The organism is Arachidicoccus terrestris, assembly GCF_020042345.1.
In the GTDB taxonomy this organism is placed as follows: domain Bacteria; phylum Bacteroidota; class Bacteroidia; order Chitinophagales; family Chitinophagaceae; genus Arachidicoccus; species Arachidicoccus terrestris.
Genome location: NZ_CP083387.1, coordinates 3,870,775 through 3,884,589 on the forward strand (window position 1 = coordinate 3,870,775; position 13,815 = coordinate 3,884,589).

Genomic DNA, 13,815 nt, shown 5'->3' on the forward strand with positions numbered 1-13,815 from the left:
ACCGGCGGCCGGCAAAAACAGCCATGGACCTTTGCTATTGATAAGCGTCCATGGCTGTCCAACAGATAGTTCCTCTCTAGTTTGATCAATAGCTAAACAGCTTTTCTGCTATCTTGGCGTCATGACCATAGATATCCTTTCTAATATTGAGCTGTCCGTCATCGTCCACCCAGCTGGTAAAATAAACCAGATAGACGGGAACAGTTTTATCCAAGGTAACCCATTTTTCTTTCAGGTTTTTATTCATCAGGGAATCGATCACTTTTGGTGGATAATGCACTGTATCTTTTCTCAGCAACCAGTCTGCCATCTTCTGGGGATCAGACAGTCTTACGCATCCATGACTGAGTCCTCTGTTGCGGGAAGTGAACAAGTCATGGTTTGGTGTATCATGCAAATAAATATTATAGCTGTTAGGGAACAGGAATTTGACCCGGCCAAGGGCGTTATCCGGACCTGGTAATTGCCGGACTACCGGTATTTTGCCGTCATGGCCATAGATTTCCATATTATGATTACGGATATAATCCGGATTGTTTTTCATGCCCGGCATAATTTCTTTTTTGACGATACTAGTCGGCACGTTCCAGTAGGGAGCAAAGACAATGTATTTGATATTACCGGAAAAAATAGTGGTACCATGTGCAGCGGAGCCTACGATAACCCGCATATTAAACACTTCCTTACCATCTTCATAGGCGTGGAGTTTGTAGTCAGGGATGTTTACCCACACATATTCCTTCGGCAGTTCGCTGGGAATCCAGCGAACCCTTTCCAGGTTGATGGTGATATCGCGAATAAGGGTATCCAAAGGAATGTTCAGGGATTTCATAAAATTGGGTCCAACCACGCCGTCAGCGACCAGGCCGTAGCGGCTCTGGAAAGATTTTACAGCTGCCCTAGTATCTTTATCGTAAAGATCATTAGTAGGGGACTCTTTCAAATCTCCCAAATAATACAGCCGTTCTTTGATGGCCAGCACCGCTCCTCCCGAATCACCAACGACCAGCTTAGGCCTTTCCAGACCGATGGAATCCCAGGGATGGTCTTCGTTTTTAATATCAATGTATTGTTGAAGGGCCGCACGTAATTTTTTGAACTGCGGATTCAGCAGCTTTTCTTCATCAGGCGCTTCTTTTCCGTTAAGCGTGGAATCCAGCAAGGCGGAGAAATCAATTTTTTTGCGGGGAATATACCAACCCAGTTGAGTGGCATCGATGCCTCCTTTACCTTTAAAGACTTGTTCCGCATGGCGGAAAAATTCACCGGTCATAATCAGTTCGGAGCGAACGAGTTCATTATGTGTTAAACCTTCCGGCAGGCTGTCACTAAATCGGTCCAGTATAGCGCCGATCTTTTTTTCGCCGTCTGTGCTATCTTGCTTACGCATCGATTTGGCATCGGCACTAAGCAAATTGATAAAGTTATGCGCTTGTTCTACCAACCCACTGGTATCAAACCAGGCAAATTCGAAGTTGCGATGGCGGTAGAAATTGACAAACATCTCTTCAAATGGCTTATAGACAGTATCCTTGTTGGTGAACTGACGGATCGCAGCACTGTCCAGAAACAGATTGTTATAGGAAGTCTGGGGGGTAATTGTCTGGTCGATCTTCACCTTTCTGTTTTTGCGTCCGCCACAGGCAGCAAGCAGTAATGTAACAATAGAGGCCGTAAAGAGTAGTTTTCTAAAATTCATGTAATATGAAGTGTTTTAAGTTTAAATCTTTAATAGTACACCAGCGACCAGTGCCGCAGTTTCTGTTCTGAGCCTTGTATTGCCCAAAGTTACCGGTTCAAATTGATTTTCCGGTGCGAGGGCTCCTTGAATCTCTTCAGGTGTAAAATCGCCTTCCGGGCCGATCAGAATCAGGTGGGATTCTCCCGGGCCAGCTTTTCCTATCAGCTTTTTGGGGCCTTCATCCCGGCAGTGAGCGATCCACTTATGTGTATATTCATTAGATCGGGCAATAACTGCTCTAAATTTTAACAGACCGGACAGTTGTGGTAAGAACACTTGTCTGCTTTGCAGCATGGCAGAAATAAGGATTTGTCTCAACCGGTCTTCCTTAATGATCATTCTTTCTGTGCGTTGCGTACGCATTAACAGGATTTCACTAATACCAATTTCTGTTAATTTTTCCAGGGCCCATTCAGTCCGGTTCATATTTTTAGTAGGAGCGATAGCGATGGACACTTTGCCTTCTGCCGGATCTTGCGTGGTGATTTCCCCAATGTTTACCTGACTGTGTTTCTTATGGGCAAGGGTAAGCGTGGCTGTAGCCAGCAAGCCATTGCCATCTGTAATCTGAAGTTGCTCACCTTCTTTCATCCGCAGTACCTGAACACAATGTTTGCTGGTCGGCTCGCTTAGGGTAAAGTGAGCTTTGTCCTTTCGGAGCTCGTTTTCATAAAAATAGGGTAGCTGCTGTACACTCAAAATAAACGGGTTGTTTGTCAGCAAATTTAGCAAGACTCTGGCAAACCTATGTAAAAAAGTCATTAATTAAAGGCGCTATGTAGCCAATTTGTGCCAATTTTTGACCTGAAGGGAGGATTTAGTGGGCTGGCATCTTAATTGAATAAGGCTTTCTGGCATGAGCACTGTTTGAAACAGTGACAATTTGACGAAGTAACCTACAATTATTATGAATCATAAGTATAACGAGATTTTATTTCAGAATATGGATGAGAGCGATTTTTTGCCATTATTACCGATGAATGAGATGGGAGAGGACAAAGAAGAGTTGGATGTCCCGGAGGAACTGATCCTACTTCCTTTACGCAATACTGTATTGTTTCCAGGTGTGGTCATACCGATTACCGTAGGAAGAGATAAGAGTATACTCGCTGTAACCGAAGCCTATAAAGGCGGTCGGCTGATCGGGGTGCTAGCACAGAAAGATGATCAGGTCGAAGAGCCGACTGCGGAAGATCTGTGTAAAGTGGGTACAGTTGCCAAGATAATCAAACTGATCCGGATGCCGGATGGCGGGACCACCATTATTATTCAGGGGAAGAAACGCTTTGATTTAAAGAAGATTACACAATCTGATCCCTTTTTTAAAGCTAAGGTTGAACTCTGCGCAGATCAGCCATTGCCGGAAGCACAGGATTTTCTGGCCCATGTTGACAGTATCAAAGATCTGGCTGCCCAGATTATTCAGCTGTCGCCTAATATGCCGACAGAAGCGTCCATCATTTTGCGCAATATTGAGAATCCTGAATTTTTGATCAATTTTGTGGGTGGGAATATGAACGTGGATGTGCGTGATAAACAACAACTGCTGGAAACCAGTTCTATTGAGCAGCGCAGCATGTTGCTTATCAGTCTGCTTCAAAGACAGTTACAGTTTGTTGAGCTAAAAAACAAAGTGACAAATAATGCCCGCACAGAAATTGACAAACAACAGCGGGAATACTTTCTTCAACAGCAACTTAAAAGTATTAAAGATGAACTGGGTTCCGACAATGATATGGAAATCAGTTCTATGAAAAAGCGCGCTGAGACAAAAAAATGGCCTGAAGCCGCTAAAGAACTCTTTAATGCCAATATCAGTAAACTGGAAAGAATGCATTCCAGTACACCTGATTACTCTGTTTTGTACAATCACACGGACTTTTTACTGAGTCTTCCCTGGGACGACTATAGCCAGGATAACTATGACCTCGGCTTTGCTGAAAAGGTCTTGAATCAGGATCACTATGGAGTGAAGAAGATTAAAGAAAGAATTCTGGAGTATCTGGCTGTCTTAAAACTGAAGGGAGATATGAAAAGCCCTATTCTCTGTTTTGTGGGGCCTCCGGGTATCGGTAAGACGTCTCTTGGTAAAAGCATCGCAAGTGCCATCGGGAGAAAATATATTCGGCTGAGCTTAGGGGGACTTCATGATGAGAGTGAGATCAGGGGGCACCGCAAGACTTATATTGGAGCGATGCCGGGCCGTATCCTGCAGAACATTAAAAAAGCAAAGACCTCCAATCCGGTCATTATCTTGGATGAGATCGATAAGGTTGGCGGTGATCACAGGGGAGATCCTTCATCCGCCCTGTTGGAAGTTCTTGATCCTGAGCAGAATGCAACATTTTATGATAATTACCTGGAACTGGAGTATGACCTTAGCCGGGTCCTATTTATTGCAACGGCTAACGATTTACAAAGCATTCAACCAGCACTGAGAGACCGTCTGGAGATCATTAATCTCAATGGCTACGCTATTGAGGAAAAACTGGAAATTGCGAAAAAGTATCTGATTCCCAAACAGAAAGAAGCCCATGGTTTAAAGAAGGCCAAATTTAAGGTCGCTCCTAAAGTGATTGAGAAAATCATTGAAAAATATACCCGGGAAAGCGGTGTCAGAGAACTGGATCGTCAGTTGGCCAGTGTAATGCGTTATCTGGCTAAACTCGTCGCTTCTGATCAGGAAGTGCCCGCCACGATCACAGAAGAGCTGGTGGTTCAGATACTGGGCAAAACGAAGTATTCCAACGAACTCTATCGAATTGCTGGTATAAGTGGTGTAGCCGTAGGGTTGGCATGGACGAGTGTTGGTGGCGATATCCTCTTCATTGAGGCATTACCAAGTGAAGGGAAGGGTGAACTCCGGCTGACGGGTAATCTGGGGGACGTCATGAAAGAAAGTGCTATGACAGCCTTCACTTATGTAAAGGCGCATGCCAAAGAGCTAGGGATTGATCCGGCTATTTTTCAGGAGAAAAACATCCATATACATGTGCCGGAAGGTGCTGTGCCAAAGGACGGCCCAAGTGCCGGCATCACTATGTTATCGGCCATTACTTCTGCTTTTACCGGCCGGAAGGTCAGGTCTTATTTAGGAATGACGGGAGAGATCACACTCCGCGGGCAGGTGCTTCCGGTGGGAGGTATTAAAGAGAAGGTGCTGGCAGCCAAAAGGGCGGGTCTTAAAGAACTTATTTTGTGCTTTGAAAATGAAAAAGATGTCCAGGAGATTGATCCTGCATTTATTAAAGGCGTGAAATTTCATTACGTCCGTACGATGATGGAGGTGCTAGAGCTGGCACTGGCAAAATAAACGAGAATTATTTTGTTTGTATTCGCTTTATTGGTTACTTTTGGTAGCCTAATTTACACATATATAATACAATATTATATTTATATATTAACGATTTCATGTTGGTTGTTTTAAGGGTTATAATTCCTACATTTCTATGTAGGAATTTTTTTCAAAAGACATTTGTAGATATTTTTCCTTATTATTGCGAACCAGACATTAAAAAACTGAGCAATGTACCCTAATTTATATTATTTATTTTGGGATTTATTTGGTATTAAGATATCGGTCTTAAAAGTGGTGAACTCATTTGGTTTTTTTGTCGCCATTTCCTTTCTCATATCAGCCTGGTTGATCTCCAAGGAATTTAAACGCCGTCAGGCGCTGGGGTATTTTACCTACACTGAAAAAAAGATTACCATTGGTCAGCCAGCCAGTTTTTCTGAACTTTTTTTCAATTTTGTGCTGGGCTTTATTTTTGGATACAAGATACTGGGTATCTTCTTTACAAAGGGGGCAATGGCCAACCCACAGGCCTTTATTTTTTCTTCAGCAGGCAGTTGGCTGGCAGGAATTGTTCTTGGTGGTATTTTCCTGTTTTTAAAATGGAAGGATAAAAACAAATCAAAACTGGCCAAACCGGAACAAAGGACGGTCCGCATCTGGCCAAGTGACAGAGTAGGAGATATTGTGATTATTTCAGCAATTGCAGGCTTTGTTGGCGCTAAGATCTTCGATAACCTTGAGAATTGGGACCGGTTTATTCAGGATCCGATCGGCAATCTGTTTTCTCCCAGCGGCCTTACCTTTTATGGTGGCCTCATCGTAGCGATCATCGCCCTCTGGATTTATTTTAGAAAGAATAAAATGCGTTTTATAAGCGTTGCCGATAGTGTTGCGCCGATTTTGATGTTGTCTTACGGGCTGGGCCGGATCGGTTGTCAGGTGGCCGGCGACGGAGACTGGGGCATCATTAACAGCGCTTATCTGTCTAACCCGGATGGCAAGTTACGCTTATGCACACCGGAACAATTTAAACAAGCCGCTGTATTATTTAAGAATCATACGGAGCAATATGGCATTGTAGGAGAAATCCAGCACGCCGCTTTTAAAGGCGCCAGTTGGTTACCGGACTGGTTATTTGCTTTTTCCTATCCACACAATGTGAACGGGCAGGGAATCGCTCTTGCCAGTTGTAATTGGGGGCAGTATTGTAATTATCTCCCTTTACCTGTATATCCCACGCCACTTTATGAGATAATTATGTCACTTATCCTGTTTGGCATTTTATGGAGTCTGCGCAAGAAGGTGACTTATCCCGGTAAACTGTTTGGCCTCTATCTTATTGTAAATGGTGTCGAACGTTTTTTAATAGAGCAGATTAGAGTCAATACGAAATACGATATTATTTTTCACCCTTCTCAGGCGGAAATCATCTCTGTATTGCTGGTGATTGTCGGATTAATTTTTGTCACCATGGCTCCTAAAATATTTAAGCCACTCAATCTGGTAAAACCCCATACATCTACTCCCTGATGAAATTTCTGGTGATCCGTTTTTCCTCCATTGGCGACATCGTGCTGGCAACACCTGCGATCAGATGCCTTAAAAAGCGGTATCCTGATGCAGAACTTCATTTTTTGACGAAGAAGAAAATGAAGGCAGTTACAGAGGCTAATCCATATATTGACAAGTTTCATTATTTTGATGGGGATTTCCGGCAAATGGCCCGGGAGCTAAAAGCAGAGCATTTTGATTATATCATTGACCTGCATAAGAATTTACGCACGCTGAGACTCCGGTTTATATTAAGAACCAAATGGTATTGTTATCAAAAGCTCAGTATCAGGAAATTCCTGCTGACTAAATTGCATTGGGATGTCATGCCTGACGTGCACATTACGGCCCGAAGTCTTAATACACTGTTACCGCTCGATGTAAAAGATGACGGTCGGGGCCTTGATTATTTCATTTGGGAGAAGGATCGAGTGAATATAAAAACGCTTCCTGAATTCTTGCAGCAGGGCTACGGGGCTGTTGTGATTGGTGCTTCCTATTATACGAAAAAGCTCCCACCGGAAAAATTAACTGAATTACTGGATTTGCTGAATTGCCCTGTTATCTTAATGGGAGGGCCTGAAGATAAGGTCATTGGCGAACAGATCATTGGCCGTACTAAAAATAAAAATGCCTGGAACGGTTGTGGCAGCTTTTCACTGAATGGATCCGCAGATCTGATCCGTCAGGCGGACTGGGTGATATCTCATGATACCGGCCTGCAGTATATTGCCTGCGCTTTTAATAAACGCGTGATGGCCGTCTGGGGTGGTACATCGCCTAAGCTGGCGGTGGAGCCTTATTATGGTACCGGCCAAACAGTCAAGTATCGTAATTATATTGTCCCTGATCTGCCCTGTCAGCCTTGTTCTAATTTTGGTTTAAAATCTTGCCCAAAGAAGCATTTCAAGTGTATGCGGTTACAGAATGTGGAAAGGATTGCCCAGGATGCGTTGAAAGGTTTTGAGAATGCTGCGCCGATGGAGATGTGATCCGCATGATTTCAGGAGTATTTGTCATATTCTTTTTTTATACAAAAGCAGGGCAATGCCATTAACGGCAATAGCAAATGCAGTGATGGCATAGAAGGCTGTCTGTACATCGCTCCAGGTGCTGTTTTTTAATAAAACCATACGAATTACTTTAATAAACCAGCCTACGGGATTGAACAGTGTGATGGATTTTGCCCAGCCAGGCATACTGTCAATGGGTGTAAACAGTCCGCTGAGCAATAAGAATATGACAATAAAAAACCAGGTAATGAACATTGCCTGTTGCTGCGTATCTGTTTTGGTTGAAATGAGCAGGCCCATTCCAAGCATGACCAATAAATAGATCGCTGCAAACATAAAAATAATCAACAGGTTGCCCGCAAAGGTTAAATCAAAAATCCACCAGGCCAACAGTAATCCGAGTGTCAGTTCCATCAGTCCAATGATCCAGAAAGGAAGGAGTTTGCCGATGATAAAATGAAGTTTTTTTATGGGCGTTACATTCAGTTGTTCCATGGTGCCGATTTCTTTTTCTCTGACAATGTTCATCGCAGAAAGAAAGGCACCGATCATGGTCACCAGTACGACCAATATGCCGGGTACCATAAATTGTTTATAATCCTGGTAAGGATTATACCAGTAGGCAGTTGTGGTATTTATACCGACCGCCCGAGTCGGAGAGGCGGTGGGCTGCGATAACCACTCTATTTGAATTTCTTTATTGAACTCGGACAGGATTTGTTGCAGATAACCGGCGGCAACACCTGCCTTAATGCCGGTAATGGCATTAATCAGTAATTGAATTTTTTGCCCTTGATTACGTACCAGGTCCCGCTCAAAATGCGGTGGTATGACTAATGCCAGGTCTGCCTGCCTGCTTTCCAGATCTCTTAAGGCGGTGGATGAGGAGGGTGTATAGTTATTGATCAGGAAATAACCGGAGGCCTTTAATTTACCGGTTAGCCGATTTGACCAGCTGGAATGGTCCCGGTCCACCACATCGACAGTTATATTTTTGATTTCATAATCCGCTGCAAATCCCAATACTAAAAGTTGGATAATCGGTAAAATAATGATGATCGGCAGCATTCCCTTATTACGAAATATTTGCAGAAACTCTTTTTGTATAATAAATTTGATGATTCTCATTTGTCCAGACGGATTTTAAATTTTTGAATACTGAGGCCTGTAAATAGAGTAGTCATTACGAGCAGTATGAGTGTTTCCTCCCATACCTGCCGCCAGCCACTTCCCTTTAACATAATATCTTTCAGGATAAGGATAAACCATTTGGCAGGTATCAAATTCGCGATCCAGCGCAGTGGCCAGGGCATACTGGACAGTGGAAAAATAAACCCAGACAGCAAAACGGTAGGCATCAGCAATCCTCCTAAGGAAATCATCATAGCCGTCTGCTGACTGCTTGTCAGGGTGGAGATCAAAATGCCCAGCGATAAGGCCGTCAGGATAAATATGATGCTCTCTAATAGCAATAAAGCGGTATTTCCCAAAATAGGGACATCGAATAAAAAATGTCCGAATCCTAAAATGAGCAGTGCATTAATAAAGGAAAGCAAAATATATGGGACGATCTTACCGGTGATAATGAGTACCGGTTTTAGTGGCGACACCAAAAGCAGCTCCATGGTGCCCGTTTCCTTTTCTTTTGTGATGGTAATAGCCGTCATCATGGCCGAAATCAACATGAGGATTAAAGCCATCAGCCCTGGAATAAATCCATATACACTTTTTAATTCGGGGTTATATAACATGCGGATATCGGTGTGAATATGCAAGCCCTGCGGGCCTGCTACTTGCATGTCCTGCTGGCAGCTCTGTATAATGGCTTGCGCATATTGAATTCGGGAAGTAGCGGTATTGGGATCTGAACCATCTGCGATCAGGAGGAGCTGGGCAGAGCCGGCATGCATCAGGGTATGGCCGAACTGACTGGGGATCACCAGTGCAATGCTTGCCTTTTCTTTTCTGAATACCTGATCAATTTGTTCAATAGTGTTAAGTTGGTAACTTACCTCAAAATATTTGGAAGCGTCCAGCCGGTCAGTGAGTTGCTGACTGTAGGTGTCATGGGCATTATCTACAATGACGAGTTTTGAGCTGCCCAGGTCATTGCGAATGGCATACCCAAATAACACGATCATAATGACAGGCATGCCAAATAATATCAGCAATGTGCGTTTGTCACGCAGGATATGAAAGCATTCCTTTTTTATAAAATGAAAAATCGTCATCTGACCAGTTTTAAGAAGACTTCATTGATTGAATTTGCCTGGAATTTTGTTTTTAAGGCAGCCGGGCTGTCAAGGGCCGCTATTTTTCCATCGACCATAATGGAGATCCGGTTGCAATATTCTGCTTCGTCCATATAATGCGTTGTTACAAAAATGGTAACACCATTATGTGCAGCCTCATAGATCAATTCCCAAAACTGCCTTCTGGTAATCGGATCTACACCGCCCGTTGGCTCATCTAAGAATACGACTGTCGGCTGATGAATGAGCGCGACCATAAAAGACAGCTTTTGCTTCCACCCAAGAGGCAGGCTACCCACCAGTGTGTTTTCTTTGGCCGGCATGCGCAACCGCTCCAGCAGATCAGTGGAACGACCGCCGATCTGCGTATCAGAAAGGCCGTAAATACCGGCATAAAAGCGAATATTTTCTTTTATTGTCAGGTCATTGTAAAGAGAAAATTTCTGACTCATATAGCCGATGCTTTTTTTAAGGAGCGCACTTTGCGTGTACAGATCAAATCCGGCCACTGTTGCTTCTCCTGAGCTAGGGCGAAGCAAACCACATAACATCCTTATAGCTGTGGTCTTACCAGCCCCGTTGGCACCCAGAAATCCAAATATTTCTCCCTTGGCTACCTGAAAATTCAGGTGATCAACAGCCGTGAAATTTCCGAACTGACGTGTCAGGTTTTCGACAGCGATCGCCGGCGTCTGAACTGGATTTGATAGGGGCATACGTGTCTATTGAAATTTAATGATTAACAGAAGGATGTTCTTTATGCGGCTGCATCAGTTCCATAAAAGTATCTTCAATGCCAGGCTGGATTGGTTCGATCCGCAGTTGGTCATGCTCTTTTTTCAGCAAATGATTTTTAACGTCAGTGATGTCCGCCGGTGTTTTTAGTGTAAGATGGATCGTAGCTCCAAATAACCAGCAGGTATCGGTTTGCTGAAGTGCCCGAAGGTCCTTGAGTAGCCGGTAATTATCTTTTGCTTTAACGGCCCATAGCTGCTGACCGAATTTTTTTGTGATGTCTTGCGGCCGGTTGATATCTAATATACTCCCTGCCTGAATAAGAGCGACCCGGTCGCATAGAACAGCTTCGTCCATATAGGGTGTGGAGACCAGAATGGTCATTCCACCTTTGCGAAGTGATTCAAGTGTCTCCCAGAACTCTTGTCTGGAAACTGCGTCTACGCCCGTTGTAGGTTCGTCCAATAGAAGTACACTGGGATGGTGAACCAAAGCGCAACATAAGGCCAGTTTTTGTTTCATGCCCCCTGACAGCGCACCGGCGCGTCTTTTTTTAAAAGGAGCAATTTGCTCGTAAATCTGCTGAATATTATCGTAGTTGTCTTTGACTGAAGTCCGGAATATAGCCGCAAAGAAATTTAAATTCTCCTCCACGCTTAAATCGGTATAAAGAGAAAAGCTGCCAGGCATATACCCGATATTTTGACGGATATTCTTATAGTCTTTTATGACATCCCATCCGTTTATATTGATCTTTCCCTGATCTGGTAATAGCAGGGTAGCCAGAATACGGAAGAGTGCGGATTTGCCGGCACCATCGGGCCCAATTAATCCAAATAGCTCTCCCTGTTTTACGTCAAAGCTTATTCGATGCAAAGCCGGCGGTAAGATCTGACTGTAGCGTTTACTGATATTTGTTACCTGTATCATACAGATGGTCTTTAGAATTGTAGTATTGAAAAGATGCTGAGTTAAGAATGATTTCAGAAAACGACTTCTCCCGGCATGCCAATTTTAAGTATTCCTTTTTGATTGGCAACGCGTATTTTGACGGCGTAAACCAGATCAGCCCTCAGATCTTTGGTTTGAATCTGTTTCGGCGTGAATTCAGCTTTGTCCGCAATCCATGTAATGATACCTTTCCAGTGATCATATTGGCCCTTGGCTCGATCTGTGGCTACCTGTACCGTATCACCCAGTGCAATCTGACTTAACTGATCTCCGCTGACATATGCCCTGAGTATCATTTGGTCCAGATTTCCTACAGAAAATAATGGCTTTCCATAACCGACAACCTCACCAGGTTCTACAAATTTGGTAAGCACAATGCCATTTACCGGGCTGATAACTTTACTTCGATCGATATCTACCACTATTTGTCTGAGCTGCCATTCTAGGGGAGTGATCTTTCCTAAAATGGACGCGGTTTGAACGGACAAAGTAGACTGCAAAGAGGCGTACTTTTTCTCCAATAGCCGTACGTTGGCATCTATGTTGTCTTTTTGTTGCTGGGTTGCAGCCTGCCCCTGGATTAATCCCGCAACCCTTTGTTGTTCATGCCTGGCATGGCCGAGTTCTTGTTGTATGACTTGCAACTGTATCGCGCTTTCGGGTAGACTATTATGCAGCGCCACTATCTGGGCTTCAATCTGACCGGCCTTTATATGCAAATCTGTCGTATCAATACAGCCCACCATGATACCGGCTGTTAATTTCTGTCCTTCTTCTACTTTAAAACTTTCCAGGGTGCCGTTGCCTTTTGCCGCAACTAATGTTTCAGTTGTTTCAAAAGTTCCATAGGCATCGGCGTGTTCTTTATCTGCTGTGCAGGAGCAAAAGGTACTGCTTATCATAATAATTATGAGAATCGTCAGCCTGTTCATACTAATTCGATTTTAGGAGTTGATAGTTATATTTGGCAAATTGAAGCTCGATATGATGAGTTTGTTTGGCAATTTGTGCTGCCACGGCTTTATTGAGCTGAATAAGATATTCTGTTGGCGTCAGGGTACCTTGCTGAAGCTGCACTGCTGCCGTTTTACTTATTTTCATCTGGAGTTCGACAATTTTTTCATCGGTGTAGACGCGGCTTTCCAGAGACTCGATCCGGGCAATTTGCCTATTGAGTTCCAACTGGGTATTAAGCAAAAAATTGTCTTTTTGGAGGGTGACCCGGTGACTGTCGATTTCTAGTGATTCCTGGGTTCTTTTTTTGCGGTGCCAGTCCCAAAGAGACCAGTTCAGTCGGACACCTGCTATATAGAACCAGTCAAAATCATTTTTAAGCATATTGAGTGCCGGCCTGCCATAACCGCTCTGCGCAAAAAGCTGTATTTTCGGAACATTCTTCGCATCAAGGAGTGAGGATTGCTGTGTCAGGAGTTTATGCCGGAGTAAATAGCCTTGTAATTCGGGACGTTCAATTTGTTGCTCGACAGGTGCATTATCTATTGCCGGAATAACCAATTGGGTGGAGTCCTGAAATGTTTTACCGGTGACTAAAGATAACACCTGCATTTCTGCATGGTAGATCGCCTGTTGGTCCGTGACTTGTTGGCCGGTTTGCAGCAGTGCAACCTGCAGTTCCTCTGCCCTTGTAGGTAAACTTACACCGTTTTCAATAGCAACTTTTGTTTTCTGAAGCTGTTTTGTCAGGTCAGCTTCTTTAATCCGTAACGCCTGGATAGTTGCCTGGATCGTAAGGAGATGTTCATACCATAAGGTCAGCTGACTCTTTAATTGGTGGAAGGTGATTGCTTGCTCCTGTTGCAAAAGTGCCGTCTGCGTCTGCTGCAATTCCTGACTTTTTTTGATGCGACCGCCATCATATATTAATTGCCGGACATCCAGGAGTGCCTTGTATTGATCTTTACCGATGGTAGGTATCTCAATACCTGGTATAGTTATCGGGAGCTGAGTAACATCAGATTGATAAGACCCGCTTACAGTCAATGAGAAATCCGGTAAGCGCTGGCTTTGAAGATTTTTCAGGGACAGAAAAAGTTGTCTTTGCAATCCACTGTCTTGTTGTAAAATAGGATAATGAGCCTTAGCAAGTGAAAAGCAGGCTTCCAGGCTTAGCTGGCCCGCTCTCTCCTGACTAAAACTGCTTATGGCAAATGCCATGAAAAATATCCATAGAAAGAATTTTGTTTTGACCATGTTGTTTAACTGTTTGGTTAAATGAAGTGCAAAAAATAGAGGTTTCTTTGAAAGCGGCTTTTA

At 43.7% G+C, this 13,815-nt stretch carries 11 protein-coding genes; 3 read left to right on the plus strand and 8 right to left on the minus strand.

All coding sequences use genetic code 11. From position 1 onward, the window contains the following. Positions 1–85 precede the first annotated feature (85 nt). Both K9M52_RS15095 and K9M52_RS15100 read right to left on the minus strand, forming a co-directional pair. Positions 86–1,699, minus strand: a complete 1,614-nt coding sequence (locus K9M52_RS15095) for a L,D-transpeptidase family protein (protein ID WP_224069263.1) — start codon at positions 1,697–1,699, stop codon at positions 86–88. A 21-nt stretch (positions 1,700–1,720) separates the two neighbouring features. Continuing rightward, positions 1,721–2,503, minus strand: a complete 783-nt coding sequence (locus tag K9M52_RS15100) for an RsmE family RNA methyltransferase (RefSeq protein ID WP_224069264.1) — start codon at positions 2,501–2,503, stop codon at positions 1,721–1,723. Between the two features lie 145 nt (positions 2,504–2,648). On the opposite strand from K9M52_RS15100, the gene lon reads away from it, so the two are divergent. The 3 genes from lon (at position 2,649) to K9M52_RS15115 (ending at position 7,582) form a co-directional block, all read left to right on the plus strand. Beyond that, positions 2,649–5,054 (plus strand): endopeptidase La, encoded by a 2,406-nt coding sequence (gene lon / locus K9M52_RS15105; protein WP_224069265.1) that lies wholly within the window; start codon positions 2,649–2,651, stop codon positions 5,052–5,054. A gap of 213 nt (positions 5,055–5,267) precedes the next feature. Continuing rightward, positions 5,268–6,569 carry a prolipoprotein diacylglyceryl transferase gene (locus K9M52_RS15110; RefSeq protein WP_224069266.1) on the plus strand — a complete coding sequence of 434 codons (1,302 nt, stop codon included), beginning with the start codon at positions 5,268–5,270 and terminating at the stop codon, positions 6,567–6,569. Next, positions 6,569–7,582, plus strand: coding sequence for a glycosyltransferase family 9 protein (locus K9M52_RS15115; protein WP_224069267.1), 1,014 nt, complete (start codon positions 6,569–6,571; stop codon positions 7,580–7,582). The genes K9M52_RS15110 and K9M52_RS15115 overlap by 1 nt, the downstream gene beginning before the upstream one ends. Before the next feature lie 24 nt (positions 7,583–7,606). Here the strand turns inward: K9M52_RS15115 and K9M52_RS15120 are convergent, their stop codons facing one another. The 6 genes from K9M52_RS15120 to K9M52_RS15145 are packed head-to-tail and all read right to left on the minus strand — an operon-like array spanning position 7,607 to position 13,752. Beyond that, positions 7,607–8,731 (minus strand): ABC transporter permease, encoded by a 1,125-nt coding sequence (locus K9M52_RS15120; protein ID WP_224069268.1) that lies wholly within the window; start codon positions 8,729–8,731, stop codon positions 7,607–7,609. Beyond that, complete coding sequence (locus K9M52_RS15125) at positions 8,728–9,834, minus strand: ABC transporter permease (protein WP_224069269.1); 1,107 nt, start codon at positions 9,832–9,834, stop codon at positions 8,728–8,730. Before K9M52_RS15125 ends, K9M52_RS15120 begins: the two co-directional genes overlap by 4 nt. Continuing rightward, positions 9,831–10,571, minus strand: a complete 741-nt coding sequence (locus tag K9M52_RS15130; protein ID WP_224069270.1) for an ABC transporter ATP-binding protein — start codon at positions 10,569–10,571, stop codon at positions 9,831–9,833. Before K9M52_RS15130 ends, K9M52_RS15125 begins: the two co-directional genes overlap by 4 nt. A gap of 16 nt (positions 10,572–10,587) precedes the next feature. Then, positions 10,588–11,520, minus strand: a complete 933-nt coding sequence (locus K9M52_RS15135; RefSeq protein WP_317197275.1) for an ABC transporter ATP-binding protein — start codon at positions 11,518–11,520, stop codon at positions 10,588–10,590. Between the two features lie 53 nt (positions 11,521–11,573). Continuing rightward, complete coding sequence (locus K9M52_RS15140; protein ID WP_224069271.1) at positions 11,574–12,473, minus strand: HlyD family secretion protein; 900 nt, start codon at positions 12,471–12,473, stop codon at positions 11,574–11,576. A 1-nt stretch (position 12,474) separates the two neighbouring features. After that, entirely contained in the window at positions 12,475–13,752 is a 1,278-nt protein-coding gene (locus K9M52_RS15145) for a TolC family protein (RefSeq protein WP_224069272.1), read from the minus strand. Between the last annotated feature and the right edge of the window lie 63 nt (positions 13,753–13,815).